Consider the following 23,609-nt stretch of genomic DNA (forward strand, 5'->3'; position numbering starts at 1 on the left):
TATCCCGCCGTCGCGTTCATGAACCGCCTGACCTTCGGCATGAAGTTCAGCCTTATCAGCGTGCTGTTCCTGTTGCCGATGCTGGCCACCAACTACTACCTGGTGCGCGATTCCTGGCGAGAATTCCAGGGCACTCGCATCGAGCTGCAAAGCCTCGACCTGCTGGGCAGCAGCCTGGCCCTGCGCCGCGACCTGGAAACCCTGAACAACCAGGTACAGATCAACGCAACCCTCGGCCAATCAGGCAAGGCCGGTGATATCGAAAACAAAATCACCGCCCTCGAAGACAGCCTGCTGCAGCGCCTGCAAAGCTTCCACGCCCTGTCCGCCGACCCTGAGCAGGCCGCCGCCTTCGAGGCCAAGCGCGATGAAATGATCGCCGCCTTCAAGGCCCAGCAACAGGAAACTTCACTGCTCAGCAAAAGCGCGCTGATCGGCAAACTCCTCAACAAGGCGCAGATGCTCAGCCAGATCATCGCCAGCCAGTCGGGTTTGAGCCGTGACCCTCAGGGCGACCTGCGCCAACTCAGTGAACTGATCACCAGCGTTACCCCACAAGTCACCCAGACCCTGGGGGAAGGCCGGGCCATGGGGGCTTATTCGTTGGGCCAGGGTTTTCTCAATTCGTCGTCCAGCACTCGTTTTGACGAGCTGCTGCAGCAACTGGAAAAGCTCCAGGCGGAATACGGCCTGAAACTGCAGGATGCCCTCGGCTCCAGCAAGCCCGCCCACGCAGCATTGGCGAGCCTGGCGGACGCGAGCAAGGCCAGCCTCAAGCAAGGCAGTGAGTTGTTCGAAGAGCAGGTCGTCATGGCCGAAACCCTCGACGCCCCATGGCAAGACTTCTACGACGACGTCAGCACGTTGATGGCCAAGACCTATCAGCTCGACGAAGCCACCCTGACCTTTCTCGAGCAGCAACTGGAGCAACGCCTGTCGGAAAACCGCACGCACATGATCGGATTGGTGGCGGCACTGGCGTCGGTGTTTTTGCTGATCTTCTATTTGTATGCCGGTTTCTACGCCTCCACCCGCACCACCTTGCGCCGCCTGGGGGCGACGATGGACAAGGTGGCGGCCGGTGACATGACCGTCACCTTCATCGCCCACAGCCGCGACGAACTGGGGGATTTGGGCCAGGTGTTCAACGCCACCGTGGCCAAGATCCATGACCTGATCGAGCGGGTAGGGCACACCGTCAACCAGGTCGAACACCAGGCCGGACAAGTGGAGTCAGTCTCGGCCAGCAGCAACCAGGCCGTGTCCGGCCAACGCAGCCAGATCGAGCAGGTGGCGACCGCCATGAACCAGATGTCCTCCACTGCCCAGGAAGTGGCGCGCAGCGCGGCGGCGGCGGTCAGCAGCGCTCACAGCGTCAACGATGAAACCGTCAGCGGACGCGGCCTGGTGCAGTCCCAGCAAGGCAGTATCGCGGCGTTGGCTTCGGAGATCGATCAATCGGTACGGGTCATCAACCAATTGGCCATCGACAGCCAATCCATCAGTCGCGTGCTGGAAGTGATCAAGAGCATTGCCGAACAGACCAATCTGCTGGCGTTGAATGCCGCCATCGAGGCCGCGCGCGCCGGTGAGCAAGGACGCGGTTTCGCCGTGGTGGCCGATGAAGTGCGCACTTTGGCCCGGCGCACCCAGCACTCCACCGAAGAGATCGAGCAGATGATTGCCAAGCTCCACAGCGGTGTCGGCGCTGCGGTGAAGGCCATGGGCACCAGCCACGAGATGGCCAATGGCACGGTGGGGCAGTCGGAAAAAGTCCAGCAGGCCCTCGAAAACATCCTCGGCGCGGTAGGCATGATCGTCGACCAGAACCAGCAGATTGCCGCCGCCGTCGAACAGCAGACTGCCGTGGCCCATGACATCGATCAGAACATCGTCGAGATCAATCGCGCCGGTGAACATGCAGCGCAGGGCGCGCACCAGACTGAAGAGGCCAGCCGGCAGTTGTCCTTGCAAGTGATCGAGCTGAAGCAGTTGATCGGGGCCTTTCGAGTGTGAGGCATGGCCAGGCATGCATCGGGGATGGGCGCCTACCAGTTGAACAGCTCGCAGGCATTGCGGGTGCTCGCCTCGGCCAGCGCTGAGGAACTGATGCCCATGCGCTCCGCCAGGGCGGCACAGATGTCTGGCAGGTGTTCGGGGCTGTTGCGCTGGCCGGGGTACATCACGGGGGCCATGTCCGGTGAGTCGGTTTCCAGCACCACGCTTCCCAGCGGCAGCCGGGCGATCACCTTGTGCATGCGCAGGGCTTGCGGCCACGTGGCCGCGCCGCCCAGGCCCAGTTTGAAGCCGAGCTTGATGTACTCGCGGGCCTCTTCCTGGCTGCCGGCAAACGCGTGGATGATTCCGCCCCGTGGCAGCCGAATGCGCTTGAGGGTGGCGATCACGGCAGCGTGGCTGCGGCGCACATGCAGCAGCGCCGGCAGTTGGAAGTCCACCGCCAGCTTCAGTTGCGCTTCAAACAGGCTTTGCTGGCGTTCGCGGTCCAGCTGTTCGAGGAAATAATCCAGGCCGATTTCGCCCACCGCGCACAGTTGCCGGTGGCCGTTCAGGCGGGTCAGCCAGTCGCCCAGTTCCGTCAGGTCGGCGGGGCGATGGTCGTCGAGATACACCGGGTGCAGGCCGAAGGCGGCGAATAAATCCGCGTCGGTTTGCACCAGGTCCCACAACCGTTGCCAATTCTGCTGATAGACCCCGAGCACCACCATCCTGCGCACGCCCAGGCGGCGACTGCGGCTCAGGACTTCGCGGCGGTCGGTATCGAAGTCCGGAAAATCCAGATGGGTGTGGCTGTCGATCAGCTCCACACCGCTTACTCCGAGTGAATCCGCTGCTTGAACGTACGGCCGATGGCATGCACGCCGGGTTCGTAGTGCTGTTCTTCAATGGCCGCCAGCGCCAGGCGCAGCGCGGTGTCGGCAATCAACTGATGCTGCTGGGCCATGGCATTCACCGGCAGCGGCAGGAAATCCAGCAGTTGGGTGTCGCCAAACGTCCCCAGTCGCAGTGGCCGGGATTTGAGCGGGAAGTCATGCAGCGCGTCAAATACCCCTTGCAGCAGGACGTAGGACGTAGTCACCAATGCGTCAGGCAAATGCCCCAGGCTTTGCAGCAACTGCTCCATCAGCTGTCGGCCACAGTCGCGGCTGAACGACTCGCCTTGTTCGATCAGCACTTCGCCGCTGAAGTCTTTCAGCGCTTGCTTGAAACCGGCGGTACGTTCCTGGCTGATGCTCAGCTCTGGCCGCGCGCCGATCAACACGATCTGCTTGGGCAGCGGGTGCAGCAGGCTGCTGGTCAATTGCTGGCAGGCCTGGCGATCATCGCTGACCACCGAGCAAAACTGCGTAGACTCCATCACCCGGTCGATGGCGATCACCGGCAAACCCTTGGCTTGCAGTTCGCGGTAGCTGTCGTCGGTGGCCGGCAGGCAGCTGGCGACAAACAGCGCATCGCAACGGCGGGCGCGGAACAATTGCAGCAGTTGCCGCTCACTGTCGGCGTCGTCGTCGGAGCTGGCGATCAGCAATTGATAGCCGCGGGCACGGGCGCCTTGTTCAAGCAGCTTGGCGATGCGTGCGTAACTGGGGTTTTCCAGGTCCGGCAGGATAAAACCCAGGGTACGGGTGTGCCGGCTGCGCAGCCCGGCGGCCTGGGGGTTGGGCGTAAAGCCATGTTCTTCAACCACGGCGCGCACCCGTTCGACGGTTGCGGTGCTGATCCGTTGCTGTTCGGCCTTGCCATTGATGACGTAGCTGGCGGTGGTCACAGACACACCGGCAATGCGCGCGATATCACTGAGTTTCAAACCGGGATTTCCTTGTTTTTTAGAGCTTGCCCCGACATTTTGTCCAATCGTAACCGATTACTGCAGGCGACCATTGTCGCAACTCAACAGCCGAGTGGCTCTTCAATCATGGGAAATTAACGCGTAATCTGCCATAAATTCTAGATTAAACGTTTCAGCAAGCGTATTTTTACGATTATCGCGACGAGTGTGGTCCTGCCAACTGACCACTCAGTCAATTTTATTCGAACGCTTTTGCACTGATTTATTCAAAATAATACCTAGTGCGCCCGCCGCACTAACTAGGAGAACGGCATGCTTGAGCTCACCCACGAGCAGATATCCATGGGCCAGACGGCTGTGGATAAGTCTGCTGCCTTGCAACTGCTCGCTGAAAAACTGGTGGCCGATGGCCTGGTCGCCGAGGGTTACCTCAGTGGCTTGCAAGCGCGTGAAGCCCAAGGTTCGACCTTTCTCGGCCAGGGTATCGCCATCCCCCACGGCACCCCCGAAACACGCGACCAGGTGTTCGCCACCGGCGTGCGCCTGCTGCAATTTCCCGACGGCGTGGATTGGGGCGATGGCCAGATCGTCTACCTGGCGATCGGCATTGCCGCCAAATCCGACGAACACCTGCGCCTGCTGCAACTACTGACCCGTGCCCTCGGCGAGACCGACCTGGGCCAGGCCCTGCGTCGCGCCAGTTCTGCCGAGGCCTTGCTGAAACTGCTGCAAGGTGCGCCGCAGGAGCTGGCGCTGGACGCACAGATGATTGGCCTGGGCGTGTCGGCTGATGATTTCGAAGAACTGGTGTGGAGAGGCGCACGCCTGCTGCGCCAGGCCGATTGCGTGAGCAATGGCTTTGCCGCCGTGCTGCAACAAGTCGACGCGCTGCCCCTGGGCGATGGCCTGTGGTGGTTGCACAGCGAGCAGACGGTGAAGCGTCCGGGCCTGGCTTTTGTCACCCCGGATAAACCGATGCGTTACCTGGGCCAGCCCTTGAGCGGCCTGTTCTGCCTGGCCAGCCTCGGCGAGGCCCACCAGACCTTGCTCGAACGCCTGTGTGCCTTGCTGATCGAAGGCCGTGGCCAGGAACTCGGCCGCGCCACCAGCAGCCGGGCCGTACTGGAAGTGCTCGGCGGTGAACTGCCAGCCGACTGGCCAAGCGTGCGCATTGCCCTGGCCAACGCCCACGGGCTGCATGCGCGCCCGGCGAAGATCCTCGCGCAATTGGCGAAAAGTTTTGCCGGTGAAATCCGTGTGCGCATCGTCGATGGAGACGTCGGCGCGGTATCGGTAAAAAGCCTGAGCAAGTTGCTCAGCCTCGGTGCGCGTCGCGGCCAGGTATTGGAGTTTGTCGCTGAGCCAACCATTGCCGGTGACGCCTTGCCCGCCTTGCTGGCGGCAGTGGAAGACGGCCTCGGCGAAGAAGTCGAGCCGTTGCCGGCAGTCAGCGCCCAACAAGCCGTGGCCGAGATCGAACCGGTCATCAGCGCGCCAGTGTCCGGCAGCCTGATCCAGGCCATTGCCGCCGCACCCGGCATTGCGATTGGCCCGGCGCATATCCAGGTGCTGCAACCTTTCGAATACCCGCTGCGCGGCGAGTCGCCGGTGATCGAGCGCCAGCGCCTGCACGCGGCATTGACCGACGTGCGCCGGGACATCCAGGGCCTGATCGAGCGCAGCAAATCCAAGGCCATCCGCGAGATCTTCATCACCCACCAGGAGATGCTCGACGACCCGGAACTGACCGACGAAGTCGAGACGCGCCTCAAGCAGGGCGAAAGCGCCGAGGCCGCGTGGATGAGCGTGATCGAAGCCGCCGCCAAACAGCAGGAATCGTTGCAGGACGCCTTGCTCGCCGAGCGCGCTGCCGATCTGCGTGACATTGGCCGCCGCGTGCTGGCACAACTGTGCGGCGTCGAAACCGCCCAGGAGCCGGACGAACCCTACATCCTGGTGATGGACGAAGTGGGTCCTTCGGACGTGGCGCGCCTGGACCCGGTGCGTGTTGCCGGCATCCTCACTGCCCGTGGCGGCGCCACCGCCCACAGCGCCATCGTCGCCCGTGCTTTGGGCATTCCCGCGCTGGTGGGTGCAGGCCCTGCTGTATTGCTGTTGGCTTCGGGCACGCCGTTGTTGCTGGATGGCCAGCGCGGTCGCCTGCATGTGGACGCCGACGCCGCCACCTTGCAGCGCGCCACCGTCGAACGCGACACCCGCGAACAACGCTTGAAAGCCGCCGCCGCGCAACGCCATGAACCGGCCCTGACCCGCGATGGCCATGCCGTCGAAGTATTCGCCAATATCGGCGAAAGCGCCGGGGTTGCCGGCGCGGTGGAGCAGGGCGCCGAAGGCATCGGCCTGCTGCGCACCGAACTGATTTTCATGGCCCACAAACAAGCGCCCGACGAAGCCACCCAGGAAGCCGAATACCGCCGCGTGCTCGACGGCCTCGGCGGCCGGCCGCTGGTGGTGCGCACCCTTGATGTGGGCGGCGACAAACCGCTGCCGTACTGGCCGATCGCCAAGGAAGAAAACCCCTTCCTCGGCGTGCGCGGCATTCGCCTGACCCTGCAACGCCCGCAGATCATGGAAGCGCAATTGCGCGCGCTGTTGCGTTCGGCAGACAACCGTCCACTGCGCATCATGTTCCCCATGGTTGGCAGTGTTGACGAGTGGCGACAGGCTCGGGCCATGACCGAGCGCCTGCGCCTGGAAATCCCGGTGGCCGACCTGCAACTGGGGATCATGATCGAAGTGCCGTCGGCCGCGTTGCTGGCGCCGGTACTGGCCAAGGAAGTGGACTTCTTCAGCGTCGGCACCAACGACCTGACCCAATACACCTTGGCCATCGACCGTGGCCATCCGACGCTGTCGGCCCAGGCTGACGGCCTGCATCCGGCGGTGTTGCAACTGATCGACATCACCGTGCGCGCCGCCCATGCCCATGGCAAATGGGTCGGCGTGTGCGGCGAGCTGGCAGCCGACCCTTTGGCAGTTCCGGTGCTGATCGGCCTGGGAGTGGATGAGCTGAGTGTGTCTGCGCGCAGCATCCCCGAGGTCAAGGCACGGGTGCGTGAATTCAGTCTGAGCGAGGCCCAGGGCCTGGCACAAAAAGCCCTGGCGGTGGGTTCTCCCGCCGAAGTGCGTGCGCTTGTGGAGGCCGTGTAAATGGCAAGGATTTTAAGCCTGACGCTGAACCCGGCGTTGGACCTGACGGTGCGCCTGGCGCGCCTGGAACCGGGCGAGGTCAATCGCAGCGAAGCGATGATCACCCACGCTGCCGGCAAGGGCGTGAACGTCGCGCAGGTGCTGGCGGACCTTGGTCATCAGGTGACCGTGGGCGGCTTTCTTGGAGAGGACAATCCCCAGGCATTCGAGATGCTGATTGCCCGTCGTGGTTTTACCGATGCGTTTATTCGGGTGCCGGGAGAAACCCGCAGCAATATCAAGATCGCCGAGCAGGATGGGCGGGTCACGGATGTCAATGCGCCGGGCCCGTTGGTCAGCGAGCAGGCGCAACACGCACTGCTTGAGCAACTGGCGCGGATTGCTCCGGGCTACGACGCCGTCGTCGTGGCCGGCAGCCTGCCACGCGGCATCACCCCTCAGTGGTTCCAGGGCCTGCTGCAGCAACTGAAAAACCTCGGCTTGAAAGTCGCCCTGGACACCAGCGGCGAAGCGCTGCGCGCTGGATTGAACGCCGGCCCTTGGCTGGTCAAACCCAATACCGAAGAACTGGCCGATGCCCTCGGTCATTCCACAGATGCCATCCGCCAACTGCATCGGCAAGGTGTGGAGCATGTGGTGGTCTCCGACGGTGCCGCGGGTGTGAGCTGGTACAGCCCGGATACCGCGCTGCACGCCACGCCGCCCAAGGTAACCGTGGCCAGTACCGTAGGCGCCGGCGACTCGCTGCTGGCCGGGATGCTTCACGGTCTGCTCAGTGGCGATACGCCGGAGCAGACCCTGGGCCGCGCCACCGCCATTGCCGCGATGGCGGTCACGCAGATCGGCTTTGGCATCACCGACGAAGCGCAGCTTGAGACTTTGCAGAGCGGCGTCCACGTGCGCCCGCTGACAGAACAATAAGAGGGTTGGTCATGAAGTTAGCCATTGTTACTGCCTGCCCGAACGGCATGGTCACCAGTGTGCTGTGCGCCCGCTTGCTGGATGCCGCCGCGCAACGCCAGGGCTGGAGCACCAGCGTCGAAGTGGTCGACGTGCAGCATCCGGAACGCCAATTGTCGGCGGCCACCATTGAAGCCGCCGAGTGGGTATTGCTGGTCAGCAGCACGCCGGTGGACATGCAGCGTTTTGTCGGCAAACGCGTATTCCGCAGCACGCCGGCCCAGGCATTGCAGGATGTGGACGCGGTGTTGCGTCGCGGAGCCGAGGAGGCCCAGGTGCAGGTAGCTGACGCGGCACCGGCGAAAAGCACGCCGCGTATCGTCGCGATCACCGCGTGCCCGACCGGCGTCGCCCACACCTTCATGGCTGCCGAAGCGTTGCAGCAAACCGCCAAGCGCCTCGGGTATGACTTGCAGGTGGAAACCCAGGGCTCCGTGGGCGCCCGCACGCCGCTGAGTCCCGAGGCGATTCGTGACGCCGACGTGGTGCTGCTCGCCGCCGACATCGAAGTCGCCACCGAGCGCTTTGCCGGCAAGAAAATCTATCGCTGCGGCACCGGGATCGCGCTCAAGCAATCCGAGGCGACCCTCAACAAGGCGCTGGCCGAAGGCAAGCAGGAATCCGCTGCCAGTGGTGCCGCTGCCAAACCGGAGAAGACCGGTGTCTACAAACACTTGCTCACCGGCGTGTCGTTCATGCTGCCGATGGTGGTGGCGGGCGGTCTGCTGATCGCCCTGTCATTCGTGTTCGGCATTCATGCCTTTGAAGAAAAAGGCACCCTGGCCGCCGCGCTGAAAACCGTCGGCGACCAGGCGTTCATGCTGATGGTGCCGCTGCTGGCGGGTTACATCGCCTACTCGATTGCCGACCGTCCTGGATTGGCCCCCGGCATGATCGGTGGCCTGCTGGCCAGCACTTTGGGCGCGGGGTTTATCGGCGGGATCTTCGCCGGCTTTCTCGCCGGCTACTGCGTCAAATTCATCAGCCGCGCGATCCGTTTGCCCCAGAGCCTGGAAGCCCTCAAGCCGATCCTGATCATCCCGTTGCTGGCGAGTCTGTTCACCGGCCTGGCGATGATTTACCTGGTAGGGCCGCCGGTGGCGAAGATGCTCACCGGCCTCACGGATTTTCTCAGCACCATGGGCACCACCAACGCCGTGCTGCTGGGCATCTTGCTGGGCGGCATGATGTGCGTCGACCTCGGTGGCCCGATCAACAAGGCGGCCTACGCGTTTTCCGTCGGCCTGCTGGCGGCGCAAAGCGGTGCCCCCATGGCCGCGACCATGGCTGCCGGCATGGTGCCGCCGATTGGCATGGGCATCGCCACCTTCCTGGCGCGGCGCAAGTTCGCCCAGACCGAGCGTGAAGCCGGCAAGGCCGCGCTGATCCTCGGCATGTGCTTTATCTCTGAAGGCGCGATTCCGTTTGCTGCCAAGGACCCGTTGCGGGTAATCCCGGCCAGCATCGCCGGCGGTGCGCTGACCGGTGCGCTGTCGATGTATTTCGGCTGCAAGCTGATGGCGCCCCATGGTGGATTGTTTGTGATGCTGATCCCGAATGCGATCAACCATGCGCTGCTGTACCTGCTGGCGATCGTGGCGGGCAGTTTGTTGACGGCCGTGGTGTATGCATTCCTCAAGCGCCCTGAGACCGTAGAGCTTTCTGTCGCACCCGCCCAGGCATGACGCGGTTCATGTAGGAGCTGGCTTGCCTGCGATGCAGGCACCTCGGTGTATCAACGCAACCGAGTTGAGGCTATCGCAGGCAAGCCAGCTCCCACATTTGACCTCCGTGAGCAATAAGGCCGGTGTCATAACTCGTTCATCCCGTCATGCTTAAGTTTCCCTTTTGCTGCTCGAGAGGGAACCCGCATGAGCCACTTCAATCTCGGCCGCCGCCGCGTGATGCAAGCCGTTGGCGCCGGCCTGTTGCTGCCGGGCCTCGCGCCTGCGGTGATCGCCTCGGTCAAGGATCGCCCGCAACTCACCGACGGCGTGCAGTCCGGCGACCTGCTGGGCGACCGCGCGATGATCTGGAGCCGCAGCGACCGCCCGGCCCGGATGGTGGTGGAGTGGGACACCCGCAGCGTATTCAGCAACCCGCGCAAATTCGTCTCGCCCCTGGCCGACAGCCGCACCGATTTCACCGCCCGTGTCGAACTCACCGGCCTGCCCGTCGACCAGGCGATTTTCTACCGTGTGCACTTTGAAGATGCCCAGACCGGCGTGGCCAGCGAGCCCTGGTTCGGTCACCTGCGCAGCGTGCCGCAGCAGCGCCGGGATATCCGCTTTGTGTGGAGCGGCGACACCGTCGGCCAGGGCTTCGGCATCAACCCGGACATCGGCGGCATGCGCATCTACGAAGCCATGCGCCTGCGTCTGCCGGACTTCTTCATTCACAGCGGCGACACCATCTACGCCGACGGCCCGGTGCCCGCGCAACTGACCACCGAGGACGGACGCATCTGGCGCAACATCACCACCGAAGCTAAAAGCAAAGTCGCTGAAACCTTGAATGAATACCGGGGCAACTACCGCTACAACCTGATGGACGAGAACGTACGTCGCTTCAACGCCGAAGTGCCGCAGATCTGGCAGTGGGACGACCACGAGGTGATCAACAACTGGTCGCCGAGCAAGCAACTGGATGAACGCTACAAGACTCGCGACATCAATACCCTGGTAGGCCGTGCGCGCCAGGCCTGGCTGGAATATTCACCGATGCGCCGGCAAAGCGCCGACCAGGGCGGGCGGATTTATCGCAAGCTCAGCTACGGCCCGTTGCTGGATGTGTTTGTGCTGGACATGCGCAGCTATCGCGGGCCGAACGATGACAACCTTGGCGGTGAAAAACCGTTCCTTGGGCGTGAGCAACTGGACTGGCTGAAGCGCGAATTGAAGGCCTCCCAGGCGCAGTGGAAAGTCATCGCCGCCGACATGCCCATTGGCCTGGGCGTGCCCGACGGTGAGGTCAGCCCCGGCGTGCCGCGTTGGGAAGCGATCGCCAACGGCGACCCGGGCCCGGCCCAGGGGCGCGAGTTGGAAATTGCCGAATTGCTCGCGTTTCTGCGGGCGCAGCAGGTGCGTAATCACGTGTGGCTGACGGCGGATGTGCATTACTGCGCGGCCCATCATTACCATCCGGATCGGGCGGCGTTTCAGGATTTTGAGCCGTTCTGGGAGTTTGTCGCCGGGCCGTTGAATGCCGGGAGTTTCGGGCCTAATCCGCTGGATAAAACCTTTGGCCCGGAAGTGGTGTTCGAGAAGGCGCCGACGGTGCAGAACAGCTCGCCGTTTGCCGGGTTCCAGTTTTTTGGCGAGGTGCAGATTGACGGGCAGACGGCGGAGCTGACGGTGATTTTGCGGGACCTGGATGGGGTTTCGGTGTTTGAACAGAAGCTGGCGCCAGTGTGATTGCAATGCAATCTACCTACTGAAGAAGAGCCAATGTGGGAGCGGGCTTGCTCGCGAAGGCGGTGTGTCAGTCAACAGATGTATGGACTGATCCACTGCCTTCGCGAGCAAGCCCGCTCCCACATTTTGATCGGTGTATCTTCAGGGGGTCAGTAGACATCCCGGCGGTAGCGGCCCTGCTCGATCAAGCGTTCGACGGCTTCGCTGCCCAGCACATCGTGCAGCACCTGATCCACACCCGCCGCCATCCCCTGCAAACTGCCGCAGACGTAAATCGCGGCGCCATCCGCCACCCATTTACGCAGCACATCCGCTGATTCGCGCAGGCGATCCTGCACGTAGATTTTCTCTGCCTGATCCCGGGAAAAGGCCAGGTCAAGCATCGCCAGGTCACCGCTGGCCAGCCAGCCTTGCAACTCATCCTGGCAGTGGTAGTCGTGGGCGATATTGCGTTCGCCAAACAGCAGCCAGTTGCGCTGCTGGCCGTCGGCAACCCGCGCCTTGAGCAGGCTGCGCAACCCGGCAAGGCCGGTGCCGTTGCCCAGCAGGATCATCGGGAGCGGCTCGGTCGGCAGATGGAAACCACTGTTGCGCCGCACTCGCAGGCTGATGGTCGAACCCAGCGGTGCATGTTCGGTCAACCAGCCGGAACCCACGCCCACGCTGCCATCGGGGTGACGCTCCTGGCGCACGATCAGCTCCAGCACACCGTCGCTGGCAATCGAGGCGATGGAGTATTCGCGCATGCCCAGCGGCACCAGTGCATTGACCAGCGCCTGGGCATGCAGGCCCACCAGGTGTGCGCGATTGTCCGGCAGTTGGCGGCCGGCCAGGGCCTGGTCGAGGGTGTGTGCAAGGCCGTCGACTACCACACCTTCGCTGCCGGCCAGTCCCAGGCCTTCCAGGAAGTGTTCGATGGCCCATGGGCAATTGCGTGGCAGCACTTCCACCAGGTCGCCGGCCAGCCAGTCCCGGGGGGCTGGCGGGGTGAGCCCGAGCAAATAGACGCCGGAGCCACTGCTGTGCGGGTTGAGCAGGGTGCGTTGCTTCAGGGTCCAGTTTTCATAGGTCGCGCTGGCCCATGCCGCAGCGGGTGCATGGCCGGTCAGTTGGCCCAGTTGTTGTTGCCAGTGCAGCAACGCATCGGTGTCGCCGCTGTCGACTTCCACCGGGGCGAACAGCGGGTTGCCGCCCTGGTTGGTCAGCCAGAAATGCAGGCGCCGGGCGAAGCCGCAGAAGTGTTGGTACTGGCGATCACCCAGGGCCAACACCGAGTAGTTCAGGCCCTTGAGGGACAGGTCCTGGCCGAGCACGCTGCGCTCGAAACCGCGGGCGCTGTCCGGTGCCTCGCCGTCGCCGAAGGTGCTGACCACGAACAGCGCATGGCTCGATTGGCGCAAATCCTCTTCGCTGACGCTGCCCAGCGACTGCACGTTCACTGGCACGCCGGCGGCCTGCAACTGCCCGGCGGTCTGCCAGGCCAGTTGCTCGGCAAAGCCGCTCTGGCTGGCAAAGCCGATCAGCCAGGCCGGCGCGTCGCTGTGGTTGCCGGTCAGGCCTTTGCGGGCATCGCGCACCTGGCGTTTCTTGCGGCGGCGGTCCAGGTACAACAGCCAGCCGGTGATGAAGAACAGCGGCATCAGCAGCGCGCTGAACGTCAGGATGATCCGGCCGGGCAGGCCGAAGTAGCTGCCGGTGTGCAGCGCATAGATACTGGTCAGGATCTGCGCCTTGAAGCTTTTGCCGGCGTAGGTGTCATGGGATTTGACTTCGCCGGTGGCCGGGTCGAGGTTGATCTGGTTCAGCGCGCGATCGTGGGGCGAGGTCTTCAGCAGGTAGTAGACGGTGGCGGGTTGGCCGGCGACCGCGGGCATGCGGATGTTGTAGCCGCTCAAGCCGGGGCCGGCGTTGCTGTAGATGCTGCTCCAGATCGCGGCGTAATTGGCCACCGGCGCAGGCCCTTCGGGGGCCGGGCCGCGCTTGCGTACGCGTTCGTTCTGCGGCGCGTCGGACAGCAGTCTGGTCATGCCGTTGCTGTACCACTCGTAGGACCAGAACAGTCCGGTGAGTGCCGCCAGAAGATAGAACAGCAGGCACCAGGTGCCGAATACCGAGTGCAGGTCCCAGTTGAAACTGCGGCCTTTCTTGCGCCAGTCCACCGCCAGCCATGCACGCCAGCTTGCCACCTGGCGCGGCCAGCGCAGGTACAGGCCCGAAAGGCAGAAGAACACCAGGATCAGCGTGCAGGCGCCGGTGATTTGCCGGCCGGTGTCGCCGATGGCGAGGAAACGGTGCAGTTGCAGCACGAAGCCGAAGAAGTCCTGGCCGACGGCATCGCCCAGGTAATCGCCGGTGTACGGGTCGAAGTAGCGCATCTGCCCGCGGCGTTCACCGGGCGGTGGGGTGAACCAGACCTTGGCTGCGTTGGTGCTGTCGGGCTGCACCGTGAGCATCGACACGACTTTGCCTTCACGGGCTTCCAGCAGGTGCACCAGTTCAGCGGGCGGCAGTACCCCGGCCGGACGCTTTTCCACCGTCAACACCGTCGGGTTCAGCAACTCGATGATTTCATCCTGGAACGACACCGTTGCGCCGGTGATCCCCATCAAGGCCAACACCAGCCCGGCGGTAATGCCGAAGAACCAATGCAACTGGAACAGGGTTTTCTTCAACACGTCGTACGGCCTCGTCATCAGGTTAGGTGTTCACGGCGCGCATTATGCCGCGAGTTGTCGAGAAAGATTCTTTTTTACACGCAAAAACCCCACGCATCCGATGCGTGGGGTTTCGTGCAGTCATTTGTATCGGTTTAGAAATGGAAACTGGTGGTCAGCAGGGCCGTACGACCGGCCGCCTGGTTGGCAAAATGCGAGGCATAGGCCTTGTCGTAGTAGGTCTTGTCGGTGAGGTTCTGCACGTTCAACTGCAGGTCGACGTTCTTGGTCAGCTTGTAGCTGGCCATGGCGTCGTAGCGGGTGTAGGACGGCACGTAGACGGTGTTGCCCGCATCGCCGTAGACCTCGTCGACATAGAACGCGCCGCCGCCGATGGTGAGCTTCGGTGTCACGTCATACGTCGTCCACAGGCTGAAGGTGTTCTTCGGCGTGTTGGGCATCTGGTTGCCTTTGTTCGAGCCGGCACTGACGACACCGTTACGACCGTTCAGGCCCGGGTCCACCAGTTCGCTTTTCAGGTAGCTGTAGCCGGCGAACACTTGCCATTGATCGGTCAGCTTGCCGCTGGCGGAAAGCTCCAGGCCGTCGACGCGTGATTCGCCACCGTTTTCATAGGTCAGCGCGTCCACCAGGATTCGCGTGTTTTTCTTCTCGGTGCGGAACACCGCGGCGGTCAGGGACAGGCGGTCGTGGAACATGTCCCACTTGGTGCCCAGCTCGTAGTTGACGGTCTCTTCCGGTTTCAGGTCGCTGGTGGCGGCACCGGCAGACAGCGGGTTGCCGTCGGCGCCTTCACCTACCAGGCCGCCGGCCGGTGAGGCTGAGGTGGCGTAGGAGGCATATATGCTGCCGTTTTCAACCGGCTTCCAGACCAGGCCCGCCTGCCAGTTGAAGAACTGGCTGTCGTTCTTGATCTTGCTGCGGGCCTTGACGGTGGCGGTCGGCACCGCATTGGTGTTGGCCACGGTGTCGAAGGTGTCGTAGCGCAGGCCGACGTTCAGCAGCCATTTCGGGTCCAGCTCGATGGTGTCGAACACATAGGCGGCACGGCTGGTGGCCTTGGTGTTGGTGCCGTTGTAGTTGCGCGCAATGCTGCCGGTCCAGGCATCGTCCGGGTTCGGGTTGCCCAGCGAGGTGCACTGGCCGCCTTTGCCGGGCGCCGGGCAACCGGGGTTGCTGTTCGGGCTGACGGTGTAGCCGCTGTAGCGGGTTTCTTCGCCGGTGAATTCCAGCCCGGTGGAGTAGGTGTTCTTGAAGCCCAGCGCCTGGAAGCTGCCAAACAGATCGGTCTGGTTGGTGGTGGTCTCGGTGGTGGACACGCGGGTGTTCGCGCGGCGCCACACGGTGCCGAACTGGTTGACGTTGTGCTGGCTGTCGTCGGGTTGGGTGACGATATAGTCCTGGCCGGTGTTGCCGTGGCGCAGGGTGTTTTTCAGCGTCATGTTGTCGTTCAGGTCGTGCTCGATGGAGAACGTGCTGATGTCGGCGCGGGTCTTGCGGAAGTCGCGATCCTTGAGGCCGTAGAAGTTGTTGCTGTCGCCGCCGTCGGTTGGCTTGTCATGCACGTGGGCGGCTCTTGCGCCGCTGTTGCTGTAGCCATACGGAATGCCCGAATCCGGCAGGTCGTTGCTTTCCATGTGGTAGTAGCTGAGGTTGACGCGAGTCGGGGTGCCCAGGCCGAAGGTCAGCGACGGCGCCACGCCCCAGCGGTCGTAGTTGACGGCATCACGCCCGGCGACGTTCTGTTCGTGGCTCATCAGGTTCAGGCGGAAGGCCGCGCTGTCGAGGAACTGACGGTTGACGTCGAGCACATAGCGGCGGGTCTGGTCGGAGCCGTAGGTGAAGCCACCGTTGGTGAAGTCCCGCGCCTGTGGCGTCTTGCTCACCAGGTTGAGACTGCCGCCGGCCGAGCCGCGGCCGCCGAATGACGAGTTGGGGCCTTTGCTGACTTCGATGGATTCGATGTCGAAGATCTCGCGGCTCTGGCCGCCCGTGTCGCGCACGCCGTCGAGGTAGGTATCGCCCTGGGCGTCGAAGCCGCGAATGAACGGACGGTCGCCCTGCGGGTTGCCGCCTTCACCGGCGCCGAAGGTAATCCCCGGCACGGTGCGCAAGGCGTCCTGCAACGAAGTGGCGGCGGTGTCCTTGAGCACTTGCTGCGGCACCACGGTGACCGAGCGCGGAGTATCTACCAGCGGCGCGGTGTACTTCTGCGAGGAGGCTTTTTCGACCTGGTAGGACGTGCTGTCCTGTTCCTGGCCGGTGATGCTGGTGGCTCCCAGGGAAATGCTGTTGCGCTCGCCTTTCTGCTCGGTGTCTTCAGCAGCTTGCGCCAGTTGGGCGGCAGCGCTGGCGCTGATGGCAACGCCGATGGCCGAGGCCAGCAAACGTGGTGAACTGGCAGGTGTTTTTATCGAAGTGCGCGGCATGAGTGTGTCCTTTCCCCAAGGAGGTGAGGCCGCGGAATATAGGGAGAACAAGACTTCATATCAATTGCGATACATTACTATTCGCACTGAATTTACGTTCTTTACACTTTTTGCTTACGGTTTTGACGATCTCGTTCGTCCTTTGGGCGGGAGTAGGGTTGTACACAGTCAATAAGAATCACTACCATTGGTGTCTCACTGTTTTCAGGTAATGCCTCCATGTTGCTGCACATTCCCGGCCTGTTCTCTCGCGAGGAAGTGCTGCGCATCCGCGAAGCCCTGGCGCACACCGAGTGGGCCGACGGCAAAATCACTGCCGGGCACCAATCGGCCAAGGCCAAACACAACCTGCAACTGCCGGAAGGCCACCCGTTGGCAAAGGAAATCGGCGCGGCGATCCTTGATCGCCTGTGGAAAAATCCGCTGTTCATGTCAGCGGCGTTACCGCACAAGGTCTTCCCGCCATTGCTCAACTGTTACACCGCCGGTGGCAGTTTCGACTTCCATATCGACAACGCCGTGCGCCAGTCCAAGGGCAGCCACGAGCGGGTGCGCACCGACCTTTCCTCCACGGTATTTTTCAGCGACCCCGACGACTACGACGGCGGCGAGCTGGAAATCCAGGACACCTTCGGCCTGCAGCGGGTCAAGTTGCCGGCGGGCGACATGGTGCTGTACCCCGGCTCCAGCCTGCACAAGGTCAACGCCGTGACCCGCGGCGCGCGCTACGCCTCGTTTTTCTGGACCCAAAGCCTGGTGCGCGAGGACAGCCAGCGCACCTTGCTGTTCGAGATGGACGGGGCGATCCAGCAACTGAGCCGCGACGTGCCCGACCACCTCGCGCTGATCCAGCTCACCGGCACCTATCACAACCTGCTGCGCCGCTGGGTTGAGGTCTGACCGTGGGCTTTTTATTGCGCCGTGAAGAAGTCCTCAACGTTGAGCAATTGCAGAGCATGCTCGACGACTCCCCGGTGCGCGCCGCCCAGGCGATTTTGATCGCCGCGAAAGAGGGCGTGGTGGATGCCCAGGCGCTGCTCGGGCAAATCCTGCTGGAAGGGCGCGGCATCGAGCGCGATGAAGCACTGGCGATGCGCTGGTTCCGCATTGCCGCCCAGGGCGGGCATTTGATGGCGCGCAATATGCTCGGGCGTTGCCTGGAGCATGGCTGGGGTTGCGAGGCGGATGCCGTGGCGGCGGCCCGGGAATATCGTCGGGCGGCCGAGGCCGGGCTGGATTGGGGCTTGTACAACTACGCCAACCTGCTGGCGACCGGGCGCGGGGTTGCCGAGGATCAAGCCCAGGCGCTGGCGTGTTATCGACAGGCGGCGGAACTGGGCCATGCCAAGTCGATGAACCTGCTGGGGCGTTATCTGGAAGAAGGGCAGTACTGCCCGAGGGATCTGGAGGCGGCGGTGGCGTGGTATCGCCAGTCAGCAGAAGGCGGGGATTTTCGCGGGCAGTTCAGTTATGCGGCGGTGTTGGCGGACCGGGGCGAGATAGAAACGGCACTGGAATGGTTGCGCAAGGCACTGGCGGGCGGGAATTTGAAGTTCTTGCGGGTGGCGCACAAGGCGTTGTGTGCCGCCAATGATCCGCAGATACGGGCAATGGCCGAGATCTATCAAGAGCATGCGATTGAACTTGATCGTTCCCACGCGCTGCGTGGAAATGCCGCCCTGGACGCCCTGCGTCCGCTCTAACGGCGTGACGCAGAGCGTCACCGGATGCGTTCCCACGCAGAGCGTGGGAACGATCAGGGCGTGCGTTTACAGGTAGAACGATTTCAATGGCGGGAAGCCATTGAATTCAACTGCGCTGTAGCTGGTGGTGTACGCGCCGGTGGACAACCAGTACATCCGGTCACCAATCGCCAGGTTCAGCGGCAGGCCGTACTTGTAGTTCTCGTACATGATGTCGGCGCTGTCGCAGGTCGGGCCGGCGATGACCACTTCTTCCATCTCGCCTTTCTTCTCGGTCCAGATCGGGAACTTGATGGCTTCGTCCATGGTTTCGATCAGGCCGGAGAATTTGCCCACGTCGGTGTATACCCAACGCTCGACGGCGGTGCGGGATTTACGCGCAACCAGTACCACTTCGCTGACCAGGATCCCGGCGTTGGCGATCAACGAACGGCCCGGCTCCAGGATGATTTCCGGCAGATCGTCACCGAAGTCTTCCTTGAGGAAGCGGATGATTTCCTCGGCGTAGGTTTCCAGGCTGTTGGTGCGGGTGATGTAGTTGGCCGGGAAGCCACCGCCCATGTTGATCAGCTTCAGGTGGATGCCGTCTTCTTCCTTCAGGCGCTCGAAGATCACTTTGACCTTGGCAATCGCCGCGTCCCACACGCTGATGTCACGCTGCTGCGAGCCGACGTGGAAGGAGATGCCGTAAGGCACCAGGCCCAGGTCGCGGGCGAGAATCAGCAGGTCCATGGCCATGTCGGTCTGGCAGCCGAATTTGCGCGACAGCGGCCAGTCGGCCGTGGTCGAGCCTTCGGTGAGGATACGCACATACACTTTCGAACCCGGGGCGGCCTTGGCGATGTTGCGCAGGTCGGCTTCGGAGTCGGTGGAGAACAGGCGCACGCCCTTCTCGTAGAAGTAACGGATGTCCTTGGATTTCTTGATGGTGTTGCCGTAGCTGATACGGTCGGGGCTGACGCCGCGGTCCATGACCTTGTCCAGCTCGTAGATCGACGCGATGTCGAAGCTCGAACCCTTGTCCTTGAGCAGGTCGATGATCTCGACGGCCGGGTTGGCCTTGACGGCGTAATACACCTTTGCGAATTCGAAACCGGCGCGCAGGTCATCGTAGGCCTGGCTGATCATCGCGGTGTCGATCACCACGAACGGGGTTTCCTGGGTGTCGGCGAACGCCTTCATTTTGTCAAAAGTGGCGCGCGCGAAATAGTCTTCGACCTGGATCGACATGCTGGGAACTCCTACTGGCAAACTAAATTGATCAATGGGTGCAAATGAACGTCCTCCGTATCCCCACTTTGGTTCGCCTACTTCCCAAGGCATGTCGCCGAAAGCAAAAAGGCCATGGGATCAACCGCTTCCCTTGGCCTTGCTGTCTCGTCGTCAGTACTTGAGCCGGATGGATCGTTTCCAGCATGGACGTTCGGCGCGAACTTTAGGACGTGAGGGGCTATAGATCAACTAAAAATGTCGCGTTTTTGCACGCGTTCGTCGTGAGGCCGCGTGCAGCTACTTATGTAACCGACCGGTATGACGGATTGATGTTCCCCGGGAGGGGCAATTTGACGTGTTGCAGGCACAGTGAAGATCCAATGTGGGAGCGGGCTTGCTCGCGAAGGCGGTGTATCAGCCAATGCATCCGGTGACTGACACTCCGCCTTCGCGAGCAAGCCCGCTCCCACATTTTGACCGCTGTGTGTCAGGTCAGGCCAGTGCTGTCTCGGCAGGCGACACAATGCTGGTCTTGCCCCCACGGGACTTACCGGAACTCAGGTACTCGGCAATCGACTCCTGGGTCACCTCCCCGAGGAACACCCGCTCCGCATCCATCACCGGCAACCACGAGCGGTTGAACTCGTACATCCGCGACAGCAGGATGCGCAAATGCTCGTCATACGCCGCCGTGGCGTTGAATTCCCGCAGGTACTGGCCGCAGGTACCGGCCTGACGATGCAGGTCGCGACGTCGCACATAACCCAGGGCCTTGTTCTCGGCATCGGTGACCACCACGTAGCGACGGTCCAGCTCATCCATCTGCTCCAGGGCATCCGCCACCGGGGTTTCCGGGCTGACCGACGGCGCGTTGTCCGCCGCATCTTCAGCCTTCACCAGCAGCAGGCGCTTGAGGGTGCTGTCCTGGCCAACGAAGTTGCTGACGAATTCGTCGGCAGGGTGGGCCAGCAGGGTGTCCGGGTGGTCGATCTGCAGCAGCTTGCCGGCGCGGAAGATCGCGATCTTGTCACCCAGCTTGATGGCTTCGTCGATGTCGTGGCTGACCATGATCACGGTCTTGTTCAGCGCGCGCTGCATCTCGAAAAACTCGTTCTGGATCATCTCGCGGTTGATCGGGTCGACCGCGCCGAACGGCTCATCCATCAGCAGCAACGGTGCATCCGCCGCCAGGGCGCGGATCACGCCGATCCGCTGTTGCTGGCCGCCGGACAGCTCACGCGGGTAGCGATGCAGGTACTGCTTGGGTTCGAGCTTGATCATGCTCATCAACTCGCGGGCGCGGTCGTGGCATTTCTGCTTGTCCCAGCCCAGCAGCTTGGGCACCACCACGATGTTCTCTTCGATGGTCATGTTCGGGAACAGACCGATCTGCTGGATCACGTAGCCGATGTTGCGACGCAGGGTCACTTCGTCGAGGTCGGTGGTGTCTTCGCCGTTGATCAGGATCTTGCCGGAGGTTGGCTTGATCAGGCGGTTGATCATCTTCAGCGTGGTGCTCTTGCCGCAGCCCGAGGGGCCGAGGAATACGCAAATTTCGCCTTCGTTGACGGTCAGGCTTACGGAATCAACGGCGGTGATGGTCTTGCCGTTGCTTTGGAAGGTCTTGGTCAGGTTTTGAAGTTCGATCATTTGAGCAGTCCTTTTGGAGTCAGCGTGCGTTGCAGCCATTGCAGAAGCAGGTCGGCGAAGATGGCCAGGAGACTGACCAGCACGGCGCCAACGATCAGCATCGACATGTCGCTGCGGCTGATGGAAGCCAGAATAAGTACACCCAGGCCACCGGCGCCGATGGTGGCGGCGATGGTCATCACACCAATGTTCATGACGACGGCGGTGCGCACACCGGCGAGGATCACCGGTACGGCAATCGGCAGCTCGACCATGCGCAAGCGCTGGCCGAAGGTCATGCCGATGCCTTTGGCGGCCTCGCGAATGCCTGGCTCAACGCCGGTGAGGGCGAGGTAGGTGTTACGCATGATGGGCAACAGGGAATAGAGGAACACGGCGGTGATCGCCGGCATCGGCCCCAGGCCCTGGCCGAACTTGGAGTAGAACGGCAGCAGCAGGCCGAACAGCGCAATCGACGGCACGGTCAGCAACACCGTGGCACTGGCTTGCAATGGGCCGGCGAGCGTCGGGAAGCGGGTCATCAGCACGCCCAGGGGCACGCCGACGACGATTGCGAGGATCACTGCAATGCCGACCAGGGTGATGTGCTGCCAGGTCAGGTGCAGGACTTGGGCCCAATCAAGATGGGAAAAGGCGTTCAGGAATTCCATGTCTTCTCCTCTTAGTTGATCGGATGCTGGCGCAGGAAATCTGCGGCCACGGCGGACGGGCTTTCGTGGTCGACGTCGACCCGCGCATTCAGCTGGCGCATGGTTTCGTCGTCGAACAGCGCAGCCAGTGGCTTGAGATCAGCGGCCAGTTGCGGATGGGCATCGAGGTAAACCTGACGCACCACCGGCGCGGCGGTGTAGTCCGGGAAGTAGTGCTTGTCGTCTTCCAGCAGCTTCAATTTGAAGGCGTTCAGGCGACCGTCGGTGGTGTAGACCAAGCCGGCAAACACCTGGCCATTACGCAGCGCGGTGTACACCAGGCCGGCGTCCATCTGCCGGGTGTTCTTGCGGGTCAGGTTCATGTCGTACAGCTTGACCATGCCGGCCATGCCGTCGGAACGGTTGGCGAACTCGGTGTCCAGGGCCACCAGGCGGTTTTCCTTGGTTTTCTCGGCCAGTGCCGCGGTCAGGTCGCTGATGCTGTTGATCTGCGGGAATTCCTTGGCCACGTTCTCTGGCAGGGCCAGGGCGTAGGTGTTGCTGAATTTCGACGGAGAGAGCCAGACCAGGCCTTTTTTCGCGTCGAGTTCTTTCACTCGGGCGTAGGACTGTTCGCTGTCGAGCTTCTCGTCGACATGGTTGTAGGCCACCAGCGACACGCCGGTGTATTCCCAGATCAGGTCCAGTTGCCCGCTTTCCTGGGCACTACGCGCCAGGTTGCTGCCCAGGCCGCCGGTCACACGGGTGTCGTAGCCCTTGGTGCGCAGGTACTGGGAGGTGATTTCGGCGAGCAGGGTCTGTTCAGTGAACACCCGGGCGCCGATGCGGATGACCGGTTTTTCAGCGGCTTGCGCAAACCCTGCGAACAGCAGGACGCAGCTCAATATCAATGTCAGTTTTTTCATGTGAATTCCTGTTTCAGGCCCAAGACGGGGCCAAAGCCTTAAGACGGACGCAACCCGCGTTCCAGCCAAAGGCGGCTGGCCATGGTCACCAGACCGTCGAGCAGCAAGGCCAGCAGCGCGGTGCATGCGGCGCCGAGCAGCAGTTGCGGCTGATTGTTCAGGGCGATGCCGGGGAAGATCAGGCTGCCCAGGCTGTTGGCGCCAATCAGGAACGCCAGGGGCGCGGTACCGACGTTGATCGCCAGGGCCACGCGCACACCGCCGATGATGATCGGCACGGCGTTGGGCAATTCCACGCGAAACAGCACCTGGCGCGGCGTCATGCCGATGCCGACGGCGGCTTCTTTCAGGGAACCTTGAACGTTTTTCAGGCCTTCATAGGTGTTGCGCACGATGGGCAGCAACGAGGCGAGGAACAGCGCGAAGATCGCGGGGCCGCTGCCGATGCCAAGGACACCGAGGGCGATGGCCAGTACGGCCAGGGGAGGGACGGTATTGCCGATGTTGAAGATCTGCATGAAGCGTTCTGCGCGCCCGACCATGTTGGGTCGGCTCAGCAGGATACCGGCGGGAATCCCTACGATCAGGGCGGCCAGCATCGAAACAAGGACGAGGATCAAGTGAGCTTGCAGGTAAAACAACAAATCGTCGCGGTACAGTTCGATCGTGTTGATGCCGATCCAGTGGACCAGCAGGGCCAGGAGAGCGACGACAACCGCTCCTCCTATCAGCCCTTTGCCATAGCGAATAGCCACAGGCGGACTCCTTTTTTCTTTTGTCGGCGAACACATTTCCGAGCGGCAATGCCATTCCTGGCTGTCGGCGAATGTGGTCGCGAATAGCAGCTCGCCCCTACCGGCAACGCGGTATGCGGTCGAGCCATGAGCGCAGCCTCGTCAGGCTAACTTGCTGATTTTTCAGCCCCTGTTACGAGTGCGATAGCAGGGGAGTGGACGTCTCTACCTTTTAAAAGGTTCCATACTTGGCAGCAATTAGCCACCCCCAATGGGGTGAACGGTGGTCCGTCACCCCG

The 23,609-nt window shown here is 62.5% G+C and carries 16 protein-coding genes; 7 read left to right on the forward strand and 9 right to left on the reverse strand.

Annotation, left to right across the window (positions count from 1 at the left end; genetic code table 11):
* Positions 1-1,311 precede the first annotated feature (1,311 nt).
* On the forward strand, positions 1,312-2,016 hold the full coding sequence (locus tag HYE77_RS32940; RefSeq protein ID WP_371132334.1) for a methyl-accepting chemotaxis protein: 705 nt from the start codon (positions 1,312-1,314) through the stop codon (positions 2,014-2,016).
* A 32-nt stretch (positions 2,017-2,048) separates the two neighbouring features.
* On the opposite strand, the gene HYE77_RS10775 is transcribed toward HYE77_RS32940, so the two are convergent.
* The gene (locus HYE77_RS10775) at positions 2,049-2,825 is read right to left on the reverse strand and encodes a TatD family hydrolase (protein WP_177068773.1); all 777 of its coding nucleotides are present in this window, start codon (positions 2,823-2,825) and stop codon (positions 2,049-2,051) included.
* 5 nt (positions 2,826-2,830) lie between these two features.
* On the reverse strand, positions 2,831-3,826 hold the full coding sequence (gene cra, locus HYE77_RS10780) for a catabolite repressor/activator (RefSeq protein ID WP_008437283.1): 996 nt from the start codon (positions 3,824-3,826) through the stop codon (positions 2,831-2,833).
* Between the two features lie 294 nt (positions 3,827-4,120).
* Here cra and ptsP point away from each other — a divergent pair, with 294 nt between their 5' ends.
* The 4 genes from ptsP to HYE77_RS10800 all read left to right on the forward strand — a co-directional run bounded on the left by ptsP (position 4,121) and on the right by HYE77_RS10800 (position 11,352).
* Positions 4,121-6,979, forward strand: coding sequence for a phosphoenolpyruvate--protein phosphotransferase (gene ptsP / locus HYE77_RS10785; protein WP_177068774.1), 2,859 nt, complete (start codon positions 4,121-4,123; stop codon positions 6,977-6,979).
* Positions 6,980-7,900 carry a 1-phosphofructokinase gene (gene pfkB / locus HYE77_RS10790; RefSeq protein ID WP_087694617.1) on the forward strand — a complete coding sequence of 307 codons (921 nt, stop codon included), beginning with the start codon at positions 6,980-6,982 and terminating at the stop codon, positions 7,898-7,900.
* 11 nt (positions 7,901-7,911) lie between these two features.
* Entirely contained in the window at positions 7,912-9,624 is a 1,713-nt protein-coding gene (locus HYE77_RS10795; RefSeq protein WP_008437280.1) for a PTS fructose-like transporter subunit IIB, read from the forward strand.
* Positions 9,625-9,810: 186 nt separating this feature from the next.
* Positions 9,811-11,352, forward strand: a complete 1,542-nt coding sequence (locus tag HYE77_RS10800) for an alkaline phosphatase (protein ID WP_087694616.1) — start codon at positions 9,811-9,813, stop codon at positions 11,350-11,352.
* Positions 11,353-11,501: 149 nt separating this feature from the next.
* On the opposite strand, the gene HYE77_RS10805 is transcribed toward HYE77_RS10800, so the two are convergent.
* Together HYE77_RS10805 and HYE77_RS10810 are read right to left on the reverse strand one after the other, a co-directional pair.
* Complete coding sequence (locus HYE77_RS10805; RefSeq protein WP_177068807.1) at positions 11,502-14,027, reverse strand: sulfite reductase flavoprotein subunit alpha; 2,526 nt, start codon at positions 14,025-14,027, stop codon at positions 11,502-11,504.
* Positions 14,028-14,161: 134 nt separating this feature from the next.
* Positions 14,162-16,456 carry a TonB-dependent siderophore receptor gene (locus HYE77_RS10810; protein ID WP_177068775.1) on the reverse strand — a complete coding sequence of 765 codons (2,295 nt, stop codon included), beginning with the start codon at positions 16,454-16,456 and terminating at the stop codon, positions 14,162-14,164.
* Between the two features lie 219 nt (positions 16,457-16,675).
* On the opposite strand from HYE77_RS10810, the gene HYE77_RS10815 reads away from it, so the two are divergent.
* Both HYE77_RS10815 and HYE77_RS10820 read left to right on the forward strand, forming a co-directional pair.
* A complete protein-coding gene (locus HYE77_RS10815; RefSeq protein ID WP_177068776.1) occupies positions 16,676-17,356 on the forward strand; it encodes a Fe2+-dependent dioxygenase in 681 nt (226 codons plus the stop codon).
* A 2-nt stretch (positions 17,357-17,358) separates the two neighbouring features.
* Positions 17,359-18,159: a tetratricopeptide repeat protein gene (locus HYE77_RS10820; protein WP_177068777.1), complete on the forward strand. Its 801-nt coding sequence runs from the start codon at positions 17,359-17,361 to the stop codon at positions 18,157-18,159.
* A 66-nt stretch (positions 18,160-18,225) separates the two neighbouring features.
* Here the strand turns inward: HYE77_RS10820 and HYE77_RS10825 are convergent, their stop codons facing one another.
* From HYE77_RS10825 to HYE77_RS10845, 5 genes are all read right to left on the reverse strand, one after another.
* Entirely contained in the window at positions 18,226-19,389 is a 1,164-nt protein-coding gene (locus tag HYE77_RS10825) for a type III PLP-dependent enzyme (protein ID WP_003215969.1), read from the reverse strand.
* Positions 19,390-19,863: 474 nt separating this feature from the next.
* Positions 19,864-21,021: a betaine/proline/choline family ABC transporter ATP-binding protein gene (locus HYE77_RS10830; protein ID WP_177068778.1), complete on the reverse strand. Its 1,158-nt coding sequence runs from the start codon at positions 21,019-21,021 to the stop codon at positions 19,864-19,866.
* A complete protein-coding gene (locus HYE77_RS10835; RefSeq protein WP_003215973.1) occupies positions 21,018-21,671 on the reverse strand; it encodes an ABC transporter permease in 654 nt (217 codons plus the stop codon). The genes HYE77_RS10830 and HYE77_RS10835 overlap by 4 nt, the downstream gene beginning before the upstream one ends.
* 11 nt (positions 21,672-21,682) lie before the next feature.
* Positions 21,683-22,576, reverse strand: a complete 894-nt coding sequence (locus HYE77_RS10840) for a glycine betaine ABC transporter substrate-binding protein (protein ID WP_003215975.1) — start codon at positions 22,574-22,576, stop codon at positions 21,683-21,685.
* A 38-nt stretch (positions 22,577-22,614) separates the two neighbouring features.
* Positions 22,615-23,331, reverse strand: a complete 717-nt coding sequence (locus HYE77_RS10845; protein WP_003215977.1) for an ABC transporter permease — start codon at positions 23,329-23,331, stop codon at positions 22,615-22,617.
* Between the last annotated feature and the right edge of the window lie 278 nt (positions 23,332-23,609).

This window comes from Pseudomonas sp. IPO3774 (genome assembly GCF_013386835.1).
Taxonomy (GTDB): Bacteria; Pseudomonadota; Gammaproteobacteria; order Pseudomonadales; family Pseudomonadaceae; genus Aquipseudomonas.

Coding starts and splice junctions, on each gene's coding strand:
- HYE77_RS32940 (WP_371132334.1), top strand. CDS start 1,312: ATGTCCTCCACTGCCCAGGAAGTGGCGCGCAGCGCGGCGGCGGCGGTC.
- ptsP (WP_177068774.1), top strand. CDS start 4,121: ATGCTTGAGCTCACCCACGAGCAGATATCCATGGGCCAGACGGCTGTG.
- pfkB (WP_087694617.1), top strand. CDS start 6,980: ATGGCAAGGATTTTAAGCCTGACGCTGAACCCGGCGTTGGACCTGACG.
- HYE77_RS10795 (WP_008437280.1), top strand. CDS start 7,912: ATGAAGTTAGCCATTGTTACTGCCTGCCCGAACGGCATGGTCACCAGT.
- HYE77_RS10800 (WP_087694616.1), top strand. CDS start 9,811: ATGAGCCACTTCAATCTCGGCCGCCGCCGCGTGATGCAAGCCGTTGGC.
- HYE77_RS10810 (WP_177068775.1), bottom strand. CDS start 16,456: ATGCCGCGCACTTCGATAAAAACACCTGCCAGTTCACCACGTTTGCTG.
- HYE77_RS10815 (WP_177068776.1), top strand. CDS start 16,676: ATGTTGCTGCACATTCCCGGCCTGTTCTCTCGCGAGGAAGTGCTGCGC.
- HYE77_RS10825 (WP_003215969.1), bottom strand. CDS start 19,389: ATGTCGATCCAGGTCGAAGACTATTTCGCGCGCGCCACTTTTGACAAA.
- HYE77_RS10830 (WP_177068778.1), bottom strand. CDS start 21,021: ATGATCGAACTTCAAAACCTGACCAAGACCTTCCAAAGCAACGGCAAG.
- HYE77_RS10835 (WP_003215973.1), bottom strand. CDS start 21,671: ATGGAATTCCTGAACGCCTTTTCCCATCTTGATTGGGCCCAAGTCCTG.
- HYE77_RS10840 (WP_003215975.1), bottom strand. CDS start 22,576: ATGAAAAAACTGACATTGATATTGAGCTGCGTCCTGCTGTTCGCAGGG.